16 protein-coding genes and 1 tRNA gene are annotated in these 18,004 nt (G+C 53.7%); 3 read left to right on the top strand and 14 right to left on the bottom strand.

Annotation, left to right across the window (positions count from 1 at the left end; genetic code table 11):
- Positions 1 to 345: 345 nt before the first annotated feature.
- Positions 346 to 957: a DUF1643 domain-containing protein gene (locus KJS55_RS16710; RefSeq protein ID WP_187031000.1), complete on the top strand. Its 612-nt coding sequence runs from the start codon at positions 346 to 348 to the stop codon at positions 955 to 957.
- Positions 958 to 994: 37 nt separating this feature from the next.
- Here KJS55_RS16710 and KJS55_RS16715 read toward each other — a convergent pair whose 3' ends face one another.
- From KJS55_RS16715 to thrH, 7 genes are all read right to left on the bottom strand, one after another.
- Complete coding sequence (locus KJS55_RS16715) at positions 995 to 1,468, bottom strand: VOC family protein (RefSeq protein ID WP_187031002.1); 474 nt, start codon at positions 1,466 to 1,468, stop codon at positions 995 to 997.
- Positions 1,465 to 2,100: a stage II sporulation protein R gene (spoIIR, locus tag KJS55_RS16720; RefSeq protein ID WP_187031004.1), complete on the bottom strand. Its 636-nt coding sequence runs from the start codon at positions 2,098 to 2,100 to the stop codon at positions 1,465 to 1,467. The genes KJS55_RS16715 and spoIIR overlap by 4 nt, the downstream gene beginning before the upstream one ends.
- A gap of 122 nt (positions 2,101 to 2,222) precedes the next feature.
- A complete protein-coding gene (locus KJS55_RS16725; protein WP_187031006.1) occupies positions 2,223 to 2,636 on the bottom strand; it encodes an EamA family transporter in 414 nt (137 codons plus the stop codon).
- Positions 2,637 to 2,650: 14 nt separating this feature from the next.
- Entirely contained in the window at positions 2,651 to 3,514 is an 864-nt protein-coding gene (gene ispE, locus KJS55_RS16730) for a 4-(cytidine 5'-diphospho)-2-C-methyl-D-erythritol kinase (protein WP_187031008.1), read from the bottom strand.
- A gap of 94 nt (positions 3,515 to 3,608) precedes the next feature.
- Positions 3,609 to 3,764 (bottom strand): hypothetical protein, encoded by a 156-nt coding sequence (locus KJS55_RS16735; RefSeq protein WP_187031010.1) that lies wholly within the window; start codon positions 3,762 to 3,764, stop codon positions 3,609 to 3,611.
- Positions 3,765 to 3,903: 139 nt separating this feature from the next.
- Complete coding sequence (locus KJS55_RS16740) at positions 3,904 to 5,184, bottom strand: DUF1015 domain-containing protein (protein WP_187031012.1); 1,281 nt, start codon at positions 5,182 to 5,184, stop codon at positions 3,904 to 3,906.
- 192 nt (positions 5,185 to 5,376) lie between these two features.
- Complete coding sequence (thrH, locus tag KJS55_RS16745) at positions 5,377 to 5,976, bottom strand: bifunctional phosphoserine phosphatase/homoserine phosphotransferase ThrH (RefSeq protein ID WP_187031014.1); 600 nt, start codon at positions 5,974 to 5,976, stop codon at positions 5,377 to 5,379.
- 200 nt (positions 5,977 to 6,176) lie between these two features.
- On the opposite strand from thrH, the gene KJS55_RS16750 reads away from it, so the two are divergent.
- Positions 6,177 to 6,398, top strand: coding sequence for a DUF378 domain-containing protein (locus KJS55_RS16750; RefSeq protein WP_187031016.1), 222 nt, complete (start codon positions 6,177 to 6,179; stop codon positions 6,396 to 6,398).
- A gap of 73 nt (positions 6,399 to 6,471) precedes the next feature.
- Here the strand turns inward: KJS55_RS16750 and KJS55_RS16755 are convergent, their stop codons facing one another.
- The 6 genes from KJS55_RS16755 to KJS55_RS16780 all read right to left on the bottom strand — a co-directional run bounded on the left by KJS55_RS16755 (position 6,472) and on the right by KJS55_RS16780 (position 12,338).
- The gene (locus KJS55_RS16755) at positions 6,472 to 7,761 is read right to left on the bottom strand and encodes a cation:proton antiporter (RefSeq protein ID WP_213543903.1); all 1,290 of its coding nucleotides are present in this window, start codon (positions 7,759 to 7,761) and stop codon (positions 6,472 to 6,474) included.
- Between the two features lie 130 nt (positions 7,762 to 7,891).
- Complete coding sequence (locus tag KJS55_RS16760; RefSeq protein ID WP_213543904.1) at positions 7,892 to 9,634, bottom strand: Rqc2 family fibronectin-binding protein; 1,743 nt, start codon at positions 9,632 to 9,634, stop codon at positions 7,892 to 7,894.
- Positions 9,634 to 10,041, bottom strand: coding sequence for a Mini-ribonuclease 3 (locus KJS55_RS16765; protein ID WP_187031023.1), 408 nt, complete (start codon positions 10,039 to 10,041; stop codon positions 9,634 to 9,636). The genes KJS55_RS16760 and KJS55_RS16765 overlap by 1 nt, the downstream gene beginning before the upstream one ends.
- A gap of 308 nt (positions 10,042 to 10,349) precedes the next feature.
- Positions 10,350 to 10,502, bottom strand: coding sequence for a hypothetical protein (locus KJS55_RS16770; RefSeq protein WP_213543905.1), 153 nt, complete (start codon positions 10,500 to 10,502; stop codon positions 10,350 to 10,352).
- An 84-nt stretch (positions 10,503 to 10,586) separates the two neighbouring features.
- Positions 10,587 to 11,669, bottom strand: coding sequence for an S-layer homology domain-containing protein (locus tag KJS55_RS16775; RefSeq protein ID WP_187031027.1), 1,083 nt, complete (start codon positions 11,667 to 11,669; stop codon positions 10,587 to 10,589).
- A gap of 39 nt (positions 11,670 to 11,708) precedes the next feature.
- On the bottom strand, positions 11,709 to 12,338 hold the full coding sequence (locus KJS55_RS16780; RefSeq protein ID WP_187031029.1) for a redox-sensing transcriptional repressor Rex: 630 nt from the start codon (positions 12,336 to 12,338) through the stop codon (positions 11,709 to 11,711).
- 201 nt (positions 12,339 to 12,539) lie between these two features.
- Here KJS55_RS16780 and KJS55_RS16785 point away from each other — a divergent pair.
- Positions 12,540 to 12,616: transfer RNA gene (locus KJS55_RS16785), tRNA-Arg, on the top strand.
- 290 nt (positions 12,617 to 12,906) lie between these two features.
- Here the strand turns inward: KJS55_RS16785 and KJS55_RS16790 are convergent.
- Positions 12,907 to 17,406, bottom strand: coding sequence for an S-layer homology domain-containing protein (locus KJS55_RS16790; protein ID WP_213543906.1), 4,500 nt, complete (start codon positions 17,404 to 17,406; stop codon positions 12,907 to 12,909).
- Positions 17,407 to 18,004: the final 598 nt, after the last annotated feature.

Genomic DNA, 18,004 nt, shown 5'->3' on the forward strand with positions numbered 1-18,004 from the left:
CGGAGCCTCCTTTCGGTGATGATTTTTCTATAAAGCAAAGCAGCGGTGTGAACTCTCTTTCCACCGCCGGCGCTTTCTCTTCCACCTGCAGTTTGTCCGCAGCGATCGCGGTCTACTGCTGTGCATGGTATCACAGGTACAAAGCATGGATTGGTAAAGTCCATATACAATGGCTGCTTTGCCGCTACTGCGCAGCAGCTTCAAAGTACCTGTTCGTGCCTCTTGATGAGGATATGTAATCCCTGCCGGTATTGTATCATACTTTTTTCCACGGCAACAGCCCTGTTGCCTTTTTTTCGCCGCTGTGCTATCCTGAAAAAAATGCCGAAACATGGAGGCCCTGCTATGCACATTCCCCAGACCACCACCGACGCCTTGCCCCTGGAGCTCTTTACGCCGGCGCTGGAGGCCGCACTGCGGCCCTCGCCGGAATATGATGTGAGCCGCTGGCTGTACGTCCCTAGTACCTATTCCGACTACCGGTACATCCTGGGTACCCGTGGGGCAGCCCCCTTGATCTGTGTAGGCCTCAATCCCTCCACCGCCGCGCCGGATGCCTTGGACCCCACACTGCAGTCCGTACAGCGCATTGCCCTGGCCAACGGCTATGATAGTTTTTTGATGTTCAATGTCTATGCCCAGCGGGCTACCCGTCCCGATGACATGGAGCCAGTGTGCAACCGGCAGCTCCATAGGGAAAACCGAAAGGCTTTTCAATACCTGCTCTCCCTCTCTGGTCAACCAGCTGTCTGGGCCGCCTGGGGCAGCATTATTGAAAAGCGCAGCTATCTGATGGACTGCGTGCGGGATTTCCTGGAGGACGGTATGGCGGCGGGCGCAGTCTGGTACACCGCCGGACCGCCATTGAAATCTGGACATCCCCATCATCCGCTGTATTTAAAACGCGACACGCGCCTGATGGAATTTGATATTGAGTCCTATACCCGCCGCTTCTGAGAAAAAACTCCCCTCCGGAGATAACCGGAGAGGAGTTTTATTCCTGTTTCAGCAGCGTCCGGACCATCTCCAGTGGGATTTCCATCCGGCGGGCCACACCTTCCGTATTGAGTCCGCTGTCAAAAAAACGGCGGGCCACCTGAGCCATAGACTCGCCCACCTCAATGATATGGCGGTCCGGGTCGTACAGCCGCGCCACCCGCTGGCCCCAGCGATGCTCCCTCACCGGGTGAACCAACTCTGTCTCGGGATGCCGGGAGAGTTCGGTCAAGAAGTCGTCAAAATTCTCCGCCTCATAGTAGACCTCGCCGCCAAAACCGCCTGGCCAAAGGTCCTCGGGAGTTTTATCCAGAAGTTCTGCCCAGCTTTCCAAGCTCTGTAAAGCAAGTCCACCTGTCAAGGCTGCGTGGCTGCCAAAATCCCGGACCACTTCCAGCCCCAGGACTCTCTCATAGAATTCCAGAGACCTGCGCAAGTCCCGCACAGCCAGTACCGGCTCTGCCCATCTCATGTCCACTCACTCCACATCTGTTTCGCCTGCTGCCACCACTCCACGGCCTTGAATTTCAGCACATACCCGGTATTTTCCTCTGTGATCAGGCGAACTTCCTCTTCAGAGAGCCCCGCCTCCAGCGCAGAGGCAGGCACTTCCACGCTGGCCGTTGTACAAAGCGGCGGGAATACCACACACCACCAATTCTGGCCCTTCGCTTCACCGATCAAAACCCGCAGCGCCAAGTATTCTCCAGCCGGCAGTGTAAAACCGTCGTACTCCTTGGTGGGAAATTGCGTGTCCTCCAATTCCACGCGCACCGGATAGTCGTACCCGGCCTGCGCAATTACCGCCGCCGCGACCTGTTCAAACTCCAACAGTCGTCCCCGCAAAAGTCCTTCCGCCTCTTCCCGGTCCCCGGACTTGGATAACAAGTCCTCTGCCCGCTCTAGGATCGCATCTCGAACCAGCAGCTTCAGCGCTTGGTCCTCCTCGGAATCCGAATTGGCCAGAACATGGAGCCGCACCACCTTATCCGACAACTGCTCCTGCGTCTGCAGGGCCAGCGCGCCGGAGATCAAAAATATGGCCAGCCCCACCAACAGAGCGATTTCCCAAACTTTCAGTTTCCGTTTTACTGTAGTTTTCATATGTTCTCTGTCCTTTCCCATGTATGCCCGTTGCCGGGCTTTTGGTAATCATGGACAGAAAATCAGCCTTTTATACCGTTTTTTGCGGGCAGGTCTCTATATTTCCACTCCCGTGGCTTTGCTTATAGGGCCATAAGCACAGTTCCTACTGTGATCAGCAGTGCGCCAGTCAGGGACCTTGCCGTGAGCTTTTCCTGCAAAAACACCACTGCCATGAGCAGCGTAATCACTACGCTGAGCTTATCCACAGGCATCACTTTAGAGACCTCTGCCATTTGCAGCGCCCGGAAATAACAAAGCCAGGAGGCTCCGGTGGCAAGGCCCGACAGGATTAAAAAGAGCCAGCTTCTTCTGCTGATGGAGCCAATGCCCCCCTGGGCGTCTGTCAAAAACACCATGACCCATGCCATGGCCAGCACCACCACGGTCCGCAGGGCCGTAGCCAGGTTGGAATTAACGCCGTTCATACCGACCTTAGCCAAAATAGATGTGGCTGCGGCAAAAACCGCCGACAGCAGCGCAAAGAAAAACCACATGGTTGACCCCTCTTTTATACCTGAAATTTCCCCACCGGCTCCGCTAGATAAGTCTTTGTATACTCCCGCTCCAATGCCTGTGCCGCTCTCTCCGCCGTCTCCTGGCTGCGGAAAATTCCAAAGACTGTGGGACCAGACCCGCTCATAGAGGCATTCAACGCCCCCAGCGTTAGAAGCCGTTCCTTGATGACAAATACCTCCTTATATTGCGGCGGAAGCAACTCTTCAAACACATTGCAGAGTTTTGCCGCAATCCCCTCCAAATATCCCTGCCGCAAGGCAAGATGCATCCCTTCAATATCAGGGCGCCGCAGGTATTGTCTCGTATCCGCCAAGGCAAACAGTTCCGGCGTGGGAATCCCAAAGGACGGCTTGCAGAGGACCAGCCAGCATGGTGGCAACGGCGGCAGATCCGTCAGTCGCTCCCCTCGCCCCGCTGCCAAGGCGGTACCGCCCCGAATGCAGAAAGGGACGTCGCTTCCCACAGTAAGTCCAATTCGCTCCAACTCCGCCTCTGGCATGTCCGGACAGTATTGCTGCCGCAGACTTCGAAGCACTGCTGCCACATCCGCGCTGCCGCCGCCAAGCCCCGCATAGGCGGGAATCCGTTTTTTCAGTGTGACTGAAATGCCTGGCATGGAACGGCCCACCGCCCGGAAAAATGCCTCCGCCGCCCGCTCCTCCATAGAGGTTTCTCCGGGCCGAAAAGACTCCCCGTCCACATGGAGTGTAAAGTCTCCCTCCGTCTCCTGAACACTCACAGTATCATGGAGCGAGACTGTCTGCATGACCATTCGCAGCTCATGATAGCCATCCGGGCGGGCACCTAGAATATCCAGGGCCAGATTCACTTTGGCCAGAGCCTGTTGCGTCCCCATATTCGTTCCCCCATTCACAGCAACAGTGTAGCATACTCAAATGAAAAAGGAAAGCCGGGACTGCGTTTTCCGCAGTCCCGGCCGACGCAACTTTTCAGGGCAGACCCCGTCTTTTCCGGAAGCCCTCGATGATATCAAACATCAGATAGATCACGCACACGGCCAGCAATCCCAGGAACGGTAGTAGCAGCAAAAGAATCCCCAGCAATCCTCCCACCAAATAAGCGGCATCCACAAGAAATGCGAGCATGGCGTACTCCTTTCTCCCGTAATGTGAACTTCAACAAGACTCCGGTTGTACCTTCGCCTCCTTTTTGTTATATTTTAACACATCGAATAAAAAAATAAAAGCCCCCGGAGAAAAAATTCTCCGGGGAAATGCCGGTCTCCTACTTGATTCTCCGTGCCTCTACATAATACCGCTTATCCTGAGCGTGACCCATAGAGAAAGTCTTACGGGGCAGAACGCCATCCGTCATCACAGTTTTAAAGAGCTGCTCTTTTCCCATGGCCGGCAGCTTGAAGCCGATATTACCTGCCTTGGCCCCCAACTCGTCGGTGACATCGTCGCCGTGAATGTAGTCAACTTCGCCGCCGTATTCCTGAACATACGCGTCCAGGAAGGTTTGAAGGGTCCCCACAGCCAGCTGAACCTTAGGATTTGGAACGGTGAGGAAACCGGTGTGCTCTGCGCAGGTATAAGCAATCACATGTCCCTCACCACGACCCTCATAGGCCTCTGGGTAGAAGGACTTGAATGCCTCCAGGACCTGATCTGGTTGAACACCGAAAAGCACCCGGTGAATCGGCTCGAATTGCAGGGCGTGATCGTGGTTATTGACTACCTCCACCAGCGCGTAGCGGGCCGGCAGAGTCCCCCACTGGCTCTCTGGTGTAACCTTCTTCAGATTCTCATAGCACTGCTTGGCCGTGGCAAGGGAGTGGTTACCGTCCCCAACGGCAAAAAGCAGCGGCGCAGCACCGCTCAGTCCGTATTTCTTCTGCATTTCAGCATCGGTACAAAGGCCTTCCAGTGCCGCCGCCACGCCGTCCATCTGGATGTCCGTCAGCTTCCATCCCCGCAGGTGGCCGCCTCCCTGCTGAAGCTCAAAGTCATACACCTTCTCCATCTCACCGCTGGCGGCGGTGAGGGGGGCGATTACGGTCCGATCCGGATCGTCAATCAGTAGCATAACGTGAGGCAGCTCGATGGGAGCATGCTCCCGCACCCGCACCCGGGGCGGAATTCGGGAGAGCACCGTGCCCTCTGTGGCCCGGATCAGGGCGCCGGAGCCAGGGGTAAAATCATACTGTTCCAAATCGATCATGCCAATCAACCCGTGGCGGATCTTACCATCAGATTGCGTACGCTCCATGTAGAGAAGAGAATCCGATAAGGTCTGGAATACGCCGCTTTCCAGATACTGCTCCATGGTAGAGTTGATATCCGCGATAGACTGCTCCACATCCGGATCATTCAGCTTTGCCTCCGGCAGAATCAGCCGCAGCGTGGAGGGTGCGTTCCCCACCGTGTCCTCCACCGCCTGCCAATACTCCGGCTGTGAGGTAAACTGATCACAAGCCACAACCGCCCATTTGGTCATATCCACATCTTTGGGCAGGAGAATATCTGCCGGATAAAAACCCAACTTCTCAAACGATTGATTCATCTTACATCGCCTCTTTTCTTTCATATTTTCTCATTCCGCGAGTGTTATGGCCATTGCAGACCGGCACTGCCCCACTCCCTCCAGCGCGGGCCGCTCTCCCGGAAGGAATTCAGCAGAGTCTCCAGAATATAGAGCGGGTCCTATTTAGAGCACCGCATCATGGGCAGATTCCGTCCCTGTAGCCAGACAGTGTTACAGCGCCGCCCTGATGGCCGCCAGCAAATCCCCGAACTCTTCATAGGCTGGCAGCTCTGGATGGTCTGCCTTGATCGCCTCTGTGCTTTTAAAAAGGAAACCCGCTTTGCTGGCCTGAATCATCCCCAGGTCGTTGAAGCTGTCGCCGCTGGCAATGGTTTCATACCCAATGGACTGCAGAGCCTTGACCGTGGTCAATTTGGATTTTTCGCAGCGCATCCGATACCCCGTGATCTCGCCGCTCTCCGCCACCTCCAGCGAGTTGCAGAAAATGGTGGGCCACCCCAGCTTTTCCATCAGGGGCTTTGCAAATTCTTCAAAGGTATCGCTTAAAATAATCACCTGTGTGAGTGTCCGCAGTTCGTCCAAAAATGCCTTGGCTCCCGGCAGCGGATCAATTTTTGCAATGGTGGCCTGAATCTCCGGCAGGCCCAAGCCGTGCTCTTTTAAAATTTCAAGGCGGTAGCGCATCAGTTTATCATAGTCCGGCTCGTCTCGGGTCGTCCGCCGCAGCTGCGGAATTCCACTGGCCTCTGCAAACGCAATCCAAATCTCCGGCACTAAAACGCCTTCCATATCCAGGCATACGATATTCATAGATGTTCCCCTTATCTCATAAATTCGCGCACTTTCCAAAGCGCAGCTTGTCTGGATATGATTATACAATACCCCGTTCCTCCTTTCAATGCGATTTCAAAATTTTCCGTGCTTTTAGAAAACGGATTTTGCCATACATGCTCTTTGGAGCGTTGGGGCAACCTATCCATGAAACTCTGAGTGAGAAAGGAGGCTTCACAATGATCCTTGATAAAATTGCATTGGCTCTCGTCATTATCGGTGCGCTCAACTGGGGTGGCATCGGCCTGTTCGGTTTTGACACAGTGGCTTATTTGTTCGGCGGACAGCTGGCCCTTTTGTCCCGCATTATCTTCGGCCTGGTCGGTCTGGCCGGTCTTTGGTGCATCACGCTTTTGTTCCGTTCCGACCGGGAAACCGGACATGCTCACGGCGCTGTTTGACAGCCCCGATTCCTTTGATATGTAACAAGGGCCGGCTCTATGAGCCGGCCCTTGTTGACCCTGTGCAAATCTTTTAATCTTTTCTCTCTTCCATATATTCCTGATCCTCTTGTAAAAGCTTTTCAGAGACAATATCCAACTGTTCCATCTTGTCGTAGTGGTCCACCAGGCCAGTCTCCTGAATGGCACTTTTCCCCTCCTTGCGAAATGCCAGCTTCAGCATAATCGGCGTCAGGATGGTGCCGCCCACAACCGTGATAATGACAGGAGTCATCATAGCAGCAGACAAAACACCCAGAGACAATCCGCGATTGGCAACAATCAAGGCTACCTCTCCGCGGCACACCATACCAACACCCACCTGCATGCTCTCACCGCCGGTAAAGCCGCAGAGCTTCGCCCCTAAGCCGCAGCCCAGCATCTTGGAGATCACAGAGATCAACAGCAGCAGTACGGAGAACAGCACCAAGCTGCCGGTCAAGCCTGATATTTCCACTTGAATACCGACACTGGCAAAAAATACCGGCGTCAGCAGCAGGAAACTGAGCGGCTCGAATTTAGATTGAATATAAGTGGCCTTGGGCGTGCAGGAAATCACCAGCCCCGCCACATATGCACCGGTTATATCCGCAACGCCAAAGAACTCCTCAGCACAGTAGGCCATAACCAGGCACAGTACAAAGGCCAATACCGGATAGCGGCGGCGGTCACGTCCATGATCCAGCCCCATGAACCAGCAGAAAAACCGCTTGGCTCCAAGTCCCACCACGCCGGAAAATACGAAGAAGAGGATAATTTTTGCCAAAACCAGCAAAATACTCTCCTGGCCGCCGGCCAAACTGCTGACAACAGTCAGTGCAATCAGCCCAAGTACATCGTCTATCAGCGCCGCCGCCAGAATGGTATTGCCCACCTTCGTATCCAGCTTTCCCATTTCCTTGAGCGTTTCCACCGTAATGCTGACAGAAGTCGCCGTCAGCACAGTTCCCACAAACACATCTTCCAAAAATCCGCTGCTCTGAATCATGCCGGTGATGTTGGCAATCCAGGCAAGGCCTGTTCCCATCACCAAGGGCACTACTACACCCAGCAGGGCCACCAGAAAACCTACCTTGCCGCTGTTTTTCAAATCCTGAATGTTCGTTCCCATACCAGCTGAAAACATCAGCACAATGACTCCCAGCTCACTGAGTTGGGTGATAAATTCTGTCTCTGAAAGGATATTCAGCATTGCAGGGCCTAGAATTAATCCAGCCAGCAGCGCTCCCACCACTTGGGGCATCTGGATCTTCTTCGTGAGCATCCCAAGCAGCTTTGTACTTAGCAGAATCAATGCCAAGTCCATCAAAAAGCGATAGGTCATATCCGTTCCTCCTTTTCTGAGACCTTGATTGTACGCTTTTCTCCACTCTTTGCAAGAGGCAACCTGCACAAAAGAGCGTCAAGATTCCGCAAAAAAACCACCGGTTGTCCGATGGTTTTTTTGAATACTCCTATGATTCTTTCAACCTTTGAATCAGGGCTTCCTCCGGCGTGACGTACACCGTCTGATAGGCCTGATACGTGACCATACCAGGGCGAGCCCCGGCCGGTTTTTTAACATATCTCACCTGCGTATAGTCCACGGGAACATTTCCGCTCTCCCGGGCCTGAGAATAATACGCCGCAATTTTCGCCGCCTCCACCAGCGTATCAGCATCCACCTCTCTGCCCGCTGTACGCAGGATAACATGAGAGCCGTGGATTTTCTGCGTATGAAGCCAGATATCCCGATAGTCTGCCTCTTTCATTGTCAGCTGATCATTCTGACGGTTGTTGCGGCCCACCAGCACCCGAAAGCCGCTGCTGGTGCGGAATTGGCGGGGCCTCGCGGCGCGCCTGATCTCCTTTTTCCCCTGCTTTTTCAGGAAGCCTCCCTCCCGCAGTTCTGCGCGGATATCCAGAAAATCCTGTTCCGTCTCTGCATGCTGAATTGCCTCCAGAACACTCTCCATATAGGCAATATCCCGGCGGGCAATCTCCATCTGCTCCTGAAGGTGATGCTCGGCGCTCTTGGCCTTGGCATACCGTTTGTAGTACTTGGCCGCATTTTGCTGAGGCGTCAGCAGTGGGTCCAAGGGGATGGAAATGGTTCCGCCCGCCTCATCATAGAAGTTCTCACATACCAGCTGGCCCTTCCCCCGTTCCATCCGATAGAGGTTCGCCGTGATTAAGTCACCACAGATTCTCAGATGATCCCGATTCTGCGTCTCCAGATAGTCTCGCTCCTGCTGAGCCAGCTTTCGCCGCAGTCGGTCCCGAACGGTGGTGACTGTCCGAATCAAATCTGCTCCCCGTTGATTAGTTCTCTCCTGCTGCTCCCGCACCGCATAAAAATCATCCAACAGGGCGGAAAAGCTCTCGTATGGCACAAGCTCCATCGCTGCTCCGTACTGCCGGATCGGAATACATGCAAATTCCGCCGCCAAGCCTTCTTTTCTTAGGCAAATCGGTGTAAAGTTTTTTTCCTTGATAATATCCAAAAGTTCAGAAACGGTCTTCCAAAAGCGCTTCCCGCCATCTGGGCCCAGCGCGAAAATTCTGCTGTCCGTCTCTCCAGTTGCCCGATAAGCAAGCTCACGAGCCATCAGCGGCGAAAGGCCAAAATAATGGTCCAATAAAAAGGCATCCAGCTGCCGCTCTGGATTGGCCGCGGACAGCTTGTCCAAAAAGCTCTCTTCCATTTCCTCAATGATCGGAAGACGGCCCGTTCCAGAAGGCATCTGGTAGTATAGCCCCGGAAGCACCTGTCTCTGCGCGGACATATCTGCGTCTACCCGGCGCAGGCAGTCGATGATGCGGCCCTCCCCGTCTAACAAAATCAGGTTGGACCGCCGGCCCATCGCCTCCAGCACCAGCGTCCGGCGGCCGACACGTCCAAATTCGTCTGTGATATCCAGCTCCAGCCGAACCAGACGTTCCAGCGCCGGCTGGATGATCTCCGCTACCTTGCCACCCACTAAGTGTTTGCGCAGCAGCATACAAAACATTGGCGGCTCTGCTGGATTCTCCCGTACCAGCTCCGTGAGTTGAATGCGAGGCGCATTGGCACCGGCATTGAGCAGCAGACGATTTCCACGCAGCAGCAAGATCAGCTGGTCCCGGCTAGGCTGCTGAACCTTGTCTACCCGCAGTCCCAGCAGCTTTGGCCGCAGTTCTTCCAGGATTGCCTGCAAACAAATTGCATCCAGTGCCATCAGTTATGCTCCTCCATCATTCTGGAAAATAGTTCGTTAACCCGTTCCCGCTGTCCACTCAAATACAGCCAGCCAAAAAGTGCCTCCAAGGCTGTAGCCTCACGATACTGCGCACGGCTGGCATGGCTGGGAACCGTATGGACTTGGGCGTTGCGCCCCCGCTTAAAGACCGCCGCCTCTTCCTCTGTCAACAGCGGCAGAATACTTTTTGCCTTTTCTGCCTGGGACTCTGCACATACCAGCCGGATTGTGGCCTGATGGAGACCTCTGCCGGTAGCCTTGCCGTGAGCGCAGAGCCATTCCCGCACCAGGACCTCAAACACCGCGTCGCCCATATGTGCCAGGCCGATGGAGCTGATCGAACGCAGCTGGTCATTGGTAAAATGGGGTTCAAAGTGGTTTTCCATGTGGTACTCCTTATTGTACTTTCAAATCATCATTTCCTTGCGGCTCCTCCACCAGCTCCAGAAACGCCGGACGGGATGTGCCGCCGGCCTCGCAACAGCGCTGGGATTCCTACTCTTCGGGGGCGCCGTATCACGGCCCTTTTCTGCCATAGCGTCACACAGGCAAGTGATGCCGCTGCAGCACTCGCTATATGTCTATTATACCATGCCCGCTCCACCCCTGTCACCCCTCCCCGCTTACTTTTGTGCCGTCTAGGAAGGGCGCCCCGGGGCCATAGGCCCCGGGGCGTTCATTCTCTTATGAAGGATTAGCAGCAGGGATTGTTGTTGCAGCCACAGTTGCCGCCGCCACAGCCACAGTTATTGCCGCAGCCGCTGTTGTTGCCGCAGCAGCACCAGATGATGATCAGCAGGATGATGATCCAGCAGCAGTTGCCGCCGCCAAAGCCGTTATTGCACATATGGGGACCTCCTATGAAGTTTTGACCGTCTTGAGCGGTCTCAAACCATCATATGCGGTCTGCGTCCATGGGTGCGTTTAAAAATTACATTCTCTGGCTCTTCACCAAGCTCTGTGCGCCAGCCCATGCTTCCTCAGTAAAAATTCCCTTACTGATTAACACTTGGCCCAAGGTCTGTGCGCCATCCGGCATCGTGGCCTCCAGTGCATAGTAGGAAACATACACCAAATCCGCCCGCAAAAACTTTCCGGTCTGCAGCGCGGCAGCTTCTCCGGCCGTCAGCACACCGGCAATCCGCGCTCGGTTCAGCGTGTCTGCCAGATTGGTATTAGAAGAGGAGCTATAGCCCATTGCCCTGAGAATGAACTCGGTATATTGGTACGCATTTACAGCATTGCCCGGTTTAAACTGCGTTGCGCTAAAGCCGTTGGTGTAGCCCTTTTCATAGGCATAGCCCACATATTTTTCCGCCTGAGAGCCCTTGGCTATATCGGTAAAGGGTGTCGTGCCGCTCCAGGCCAGCGCCGCGTCTTCTTCTCCCAGCACCCGGATAAACATAATGAGCGCCTGCAGCCGGGTGGGAGCTAACTCCAAATCATAGCCCTCACCATAACCGGTAAGCGTTCCACGGAACAAATTCAACTGCTTCAGTGCCGCCGCCATAGCATTATAATCCACCGTACTAGATGCTGCTATACTGCCGCCACCCTGATATTGGACCACCGCCGTCTTGGTTGTGACAATGAACATCGCAGTCGTGTCCTCTGCTACCATATAGCGGTGGTCCGCCTGCAGGGCCGTTCCGCTGGCCACCTCTTTCCCGGAGGTAACATCCACCACGGCGCCTGTTGTATAGGTGACTTGGCCGCCCCCGGCCAGCAGCAGTACGCTGGTCCCCGTAGAACCCTGTAAAATATCGCCTTCCTTTAAACGGGTCTCCACCCATTGATCTGTCCCCTCCGCCGTCAGGGTGCCGCTTGCTGCGCTGGCCAACAACTCCTGGTCAGAGGCATCCAGCCGCTGGTCCACCTGCGCATGGACGGTTGTGGTAAAAGTGCCAGTCAGGTAGGACAAGGAAGCCAAGGGGTCCTCTATGCCGCCTGCTGCCAGCGCAGCAACCGCTAACAGCGCACAGGCTGGTATTAACATCATCAGTTTTTTCATCATAAGATAAGCCTTTCTCTCGGCAGGCCGGACAAACCGGCATTAACGGTTGGCAATTCGATAGCTTAAGGTCAGCAAGCTGTCCGCAAAATGAATATTTTCAAATTTCACATCCGGGTTTGGGCTAGACAGCTCCACATTGGTAAAATTCCAGAAGCCGTGGATTCCAAGCTGAATCAGCCGGCTGGCCGTTTCCTGTGCCACAGCCTGTGGAATGGTTAATACTACGACATCAATGTTATGGCTGCGAATATACTCCTCCAACGTATCCATGGAGTAGATAGACACCCCGTTGACCACTGTGCCAATCACAGAGGGCGCCACATCGAATGCCGCGTCCACGGTAAAGCCTGTTTGTGAGAAGCGAAAATTTTGCAGCAAAGCACGTCCCAAGTTACCCACGCCGATCATAATCAGGTGGTGATCCTTGTCCACCCCTAAAATATGGCCGATTTCCGTTCGCAACTCCTCCACATTATATCCATACCCCTGCTGGCCAAACTCGCCAAAACAGCTGAAATCCTGCCGGATTTGTGAGGCTGTGATGTTCATTTCCTGACCTAACGAATGGGACGAAATCCGCACAACCCCGCGTCCGCAAAGCTCTGTCAGCTGCCGGTAGTACCGGGGCAGCCGCCTGATTACTGCATCAGAGATATTCTCCTTCTTCAACCTTGGTCACTCCTCATTGAACGATATCTGAAAATCCACTTTTTTCATATTGCTCTATTAGGAATAGTTTAGCTCAAAACCGGCAAGTTGTCAATTTTTTTAACAATCCTTTTGTTGAAAAAATTTTCTAAGAAAGGGCTTTACACACGGTTCAAACTCTGGTATACTATCAAAAGATGTCTGGTTGAACATCATGAATACGCGCCCGTGGCGCAGTTGGATAGCGCGTCAGACTCCGACTCTGAAGGCCGCTGGTTCGAATCCAGTCGGGCGTACCAAACCCCACTCGTAAGCATTTGTTTACGAGTGGGGTTTCTCTATGAACTTGAGCACACGGAAAGACCGTATATCTTTTTCTAAAGCCGTTAGCGTCTCCGGCAATGTTATGGATATGAGGTCCAGGTTCTAAACGGGCGAAAAAAACTTGAGAAACGCCCCAATGCTCTGCTGGTCCCCTTCTGAACATGCCGCCTGACCGTAAGTCGGAAAAGAACATAAACGGCCCTGTAGAAGAGGGCCGTTTATGCTTGTCTGTGTTCGGGTCAGTGTCTCACCATCTAGTTTGCTCTTAGTTTTTTACGACCTCGCCGCCAGGAGCGGAATGAGCGTCAGCCCACATGTTCTCAAAGGCCGCCCAATCACGCTGCGGCAGCTTCTCGGTCCACTCCTCGTAAGCTTTGGCCTTGCCATTGCGGGTCTTCCACACATAGTCATGGCTATTGGTTGCCTCCATCATATCGGCGTAGAACCAGTCGTCCTCGTCCATATCGGGCCAGACGATCATCTCGCGCTCGGGCAGCAGATGATTCTTGTCAGGCTTGCGGTTCAGGGCGCGATTGACAATCACGCAGGCCTGGGCGCGGGTGATGTTTGTATCCGGCCGATAGGTGCCGTCCTCAAAGCCCTGGATCAGGCCTACCCGACTGGCGGCTTCCACATACTCGGTAAACCAGGCGTTCTCGGGTACATCCGTATAGTAGCCCTGATATTCCTCTGTGGTGGTCTCAAAGAACCCCACCGCCATTTTAGCAAACTGCGCGCGCGTAATCCTGCCGTAGGGCCGGAAAGAGCCGTCCTGGTAGCCGTCGATGATGCCCATGTTGGTCAGGGTGGAAATGGCATTATTACACCACAAATCAGCCGGAACATCGGTGTAGTTGTTCGTCTGGCACCAGTATTCTTCCCGGGCTTCATCCGTCAGCAGCCGGAAGAAGATCGTGGCCACCTCGCCGCGGGTAATGGTGCCGTACGGCTTCAGCTCACCATCCTTATAGCCGATGATATACGAATAGTGGTCCTTGGTATTCAGTTTGCCGCCTCCGTCATCGTCATCATCGTCACTGCTATCATCCGGCGTATCCGGGGGCTGATAGCCTGTCCCTGGAACCGTGTAACTGACCGTGGGCTTCTGGAACGACTCCGGCTGTCCCTCTACCCCGTCGGAGGCCACGGGATACAACGTGGCCTGATTGTTGGTGTACAGGCCGGTCGTGTAACCATGACCGCCATCCCCATCGTAAGTTCCGTGGGTGATGCTGCTGGTGGTGTGATTGGTCAGGGCGGGATTTGTCAGTTTTACTTTATAAGTCAGCTGAACATGGGCAAAGTTCGTGACATGAATATTAATATCCCACACAAAGCATTCCCCAAGGGTCTGGCCGCCTACTGTCGTTCCGTTCTTATAATAATGCAGGACAAAGGGTGCCTCGGCCTGATTTGCAGCAGCCACACCGTCAGCGTGGAAAACATAGCGCGCAGTTTCTCCCTCTCCAAGGTCCTGCGTGCTCTCGGATGCAGTGTAGCTCACCTCTCCAACTGTGAGTCGCAGATTGCCGGCACCCTGGACAAATTCAAAATCATACGCACTGCCGGTGTTATCCGCACCAGAGCCGATCACATCAACAACTTTGGAGCCGGCGCCCAGGAGGTAAAGGATCTCATTTTGAATCTCTGTGAAAGTAAGCTCCTCATTGTTCGCAAGGTAGTTCACAAACGAGGGTCCCCACGTATACTGCGCTCCGCTTACGCTCTCCGCCGTCATCGCATAGCAGTGGTATCCGGCGGCCTTTGCGGACTGATACACCTGATTCGTCAAGTAAAGAGCCTTGTCAATAGAGTTCGCATACTCTTCATACTTCTCTGGCGGCGTTGCCTCTGAAACGGTGCCGCCATAGGGATATTCGTATGTGATTCCCTGAGCCGCCACCTGCGTGCCGATGGTGCTCAGCCATTCTTCCCATCCGACGGACGGTGCATCATTTGATCCGTACTTGCTGTTCCAGTTATCCGGTCCCGCCCACGTATTTGTGCTGCCGTCAACTGTCCAGGACCAGGCGGTAGCCGTCGGCTCTTCATTGTACAGATACGTAATGCCGTCGCTGACAAAGATCAGATACTTGCGGCTTGCGTCAACAGAGGTATCCGCGTCCAGCATGGCCTTCCCCGCCAGCAGGCCGGCGTGGGTATTGGTTCCGCTGCTGATCTCCTCTGTGATCGCAGCTTCAATGTCCTCGTACTGGGTACCCAAATCCATCCAGTCCGTCTTGTTGGCGGTCTTGTTGAAAATCACCACGCCCACCTTTACGGACGCGCCCGTATTTTCAACCTGTGCTTTCAAATTGGACAGCATTTCCAACGCCTGCTTTTCCAAGGCAGCACTTGTGGATTTATCCAGCACAAACACCACATCGCTGACCAGCGCCTCTTCCGAAGAGGGCAGAGACAGCGTTACCTGGGACTCGTAGCTTGCGTTCAGGTTTGTGGCTGTCTTGGACTTAGAGGTATCCCAGGATGGCGCCTCAGCAAGATCATAATAGAGCTTTAAGGTCAGAATTTCAGGGCTCTCCGCTCCCTCGGGGATGGTTGGCAGCACAACAGTTCCGCTGGCTACGCAATCCGGATGATTGAGGTTCAGCGTATACCCCCTGTAATCCTTTGGTGTGGCGGAAACCGTTTCGCCAATCGGTCCGTACAGCGGAAATTCTGTTTCCGCCAAAGTATACATTCCATTTTGCTCTTCCTGGTAGTGCTCCACTTGATAAGCGGCTACTTTGGGGTCGATGACTGACGAGCCTCTTTGGTACGCATACACGTAGCTTGCGTCCGCTGTGATGACATCGCCGACAGCGGGCAGGGTTTTGTCCCAAGCGCCGGCCTTAAAGCCTTCGTCCGGCCTTTCTCCCGCGGCAGGGAACACATCATCCGCTGTAACGGTATAGCTGCCGTTTGCGGACCAGTTGCCTTCCCCATCCGTCAGCGTGACGTACTTCACCACATCCGCATTTTCCCCATCGTTCCAGGCACCATGGATCACAGTAAAGGTCAGCTTTTTCTGATATCTGTCTGGAATATTGTCGTCGTTTTCATCCTTGGAATAATAGAGTTTTAAGGTTGCGATTTTCAGCTCCCCCTCAACCTCAGAGGGCACAAATACCTCAGCGCTGGTCACGGTCCCCTCCACATGGGGGTCATACGCAAATCCTTCGTAGCTCTTATAATCCGTCTCTTTCACTGTGGCGTTCTGCCCGATCTCTCCATAGCCAGCGGGCAGAACTGTGTCGGCCAGCGTATAGGTCCCATCATCAGCTTCCCGATAGTGCTGAATCTGATAGGCCGCTACCTTGGGATCAACCGGGGTTGTATTGGGGGTCCACTGTGCCGTGTAGACAATCTCATAGATGTCTCCAGAGATCGTCTCTGAAACGGAGGGAGACCAGCCAAGGAATGTATGGTCCTCGCGCTGCGGATTGCCGCCAGCAAAGGTGGGAGTGGCGTCTCCCTCAACCAGATTGTAGGTAATCTGGTCCTCGAACACCTCGGCACTGTCCACGCCATCCGTATATCTGACACTGTAAACACCGATCTGAGGCGTACCAATCGCATTTTTGGTGAATTGAACCCTTTCGTCCAAAGCCGTGCTGTCAAACGTCAGATTCACATCACGGTTGGTGTACAGCTCACCAGCTTCGGTATTGTCCTTTTTCAGCTTAATCGTAAAGGTGACCGTCTTGGTATCCTTTGTGATATCACCGATCGTCCAGGTCAATCTACCATCTTCGCCAACCTCAAGAGCTTCATCCGCTGCCTCCGGGACAAGCTCAAAGGAGTCGGTATTGACGACATCCGTCATCACCGCATTCTTCCCCGCATGGATCTGGCTGATAATTTCCTCAGTAATTTTCTGCAGGATGCTGGTCAGTGCCGTGCTGGCGGCGCCATAGTAATATGGCGCATCAGGATAGCCCGTGGAGATTTCTTTTAATTTTCCCGCTTGGTTGTCCCTCAGGTCAATGCCGACGGTAAAAATGGTAACGCCCGCCTGTTGCAGCCCGTCTGCGGTTGGTTTGGCATTGCCTCTGTTTGGCTCGCCGTCAGAGACAAACACAATAAACTGTTGTTTGTTTGATCCGTCTTTCAACAGGTTGCTTGCGGCCTTTAATGCGTTTTCATAATTTGTTCCATCGTTATGATTGGCATTAAAGTTGTGGTTGTCAATCTGGTCCGTCAGTGTTTTTACGTTGTCCGTCAGCTCCTGGGTCATGTTGACGTTGCCTGAAAAGCCGACCAAGCCAATCTTCACCTGGCTGCCATCGGTCAGCAATCCATTGACAAAGGTCTTCGCGGCTTCTTTTGCAAGCGCCATTCTGGTTGTGGTCGTGTTGTGGTTTTGGACCTTTTCCAAGTCCCAGAAAGTTTCCCTACATGTGTCACATGTATAAACCGTTACGGTCCCTATAATCGGATACCATTCTTCGTGAGAAGAATAAGACTCCGCCGCACATTTCTGAGAAACCCGGTCGTCCATACTGCCGGAATCGTCAATAACCAGCACGATATCCGCGGGGTGGTTGATCGTCTCAGGGTTGTCCTTGCTTGTTCCGGTGACAGACAGCGTGACGGTATAGGTTCCATCGTCGTTTTTGGAAACCGTTTTGTTTGCCGTCACACCAGTAGCTGCCGCAGCTTCATCCTTGTCGTCGTATGTATTCCCTGTCGCCAGCACGCTGACGGGCAAGAGGGAACATACCATTACAAGGGTCATTAAAATCGCCACGACTCTTTTTTTCATGCTCTTCCTCCTTCACATCATATTTGTTTTGCCTGCGCTGGGAAGCCCTGAAAGAGGGATGTGACTCCTTCAGTCCAGACAGTCACCGCAGGCGGCGCGTACCGCCGGACATTTCTGCCGTTCTCTTCCCCTCGCATTGGAAGCACCCCCTCTGTACAGCCAGGTGCAAAGCAAAGATTGCGCAGGATGGCTGCCGCCAGACGCACTGATCCCATGAGCTGACCGCCGGTTCTCCATAGGGCATGGAATTCCGCCAGGCGAAAACAGAGCGCCGACATATGCAGAACAGCCATTCTCCGGGAAACCTTCCGGACGCACCTTTTCCAGTTCACCGTAAGTGTCTCGGCCTTTCAGAGTGGTTGCTCCCCATCATTTTCTGGACATCGCATCCCTCCTAGAGACAAAAACAACATTTCGTTCATTTATTCGGCCCAGCCGGTAAGGTTTCGCGGTAGAAACGCAAAAATAACTGCGCCTATCCGCCCTTTTTAAGAGCAGATAGGCGCAAAAATTTAAAGCCGCAAAAAAACAAACTCTCCGCGGCTTAATTTTTCATACCCAAAAGCCAAAAATATCTTGCGTACAATAAAGTTGAGTG

The organism is Pusillibacter faecalis (assembly GCF_018408705.1).
In the GTDB taxonomy this organism is placed as follows: Bacteria; Bacillota; Clostridia; order Oscillospirales; family Oscillospiraceae; genus Oscillibacter; species Oscillibacter faecalis.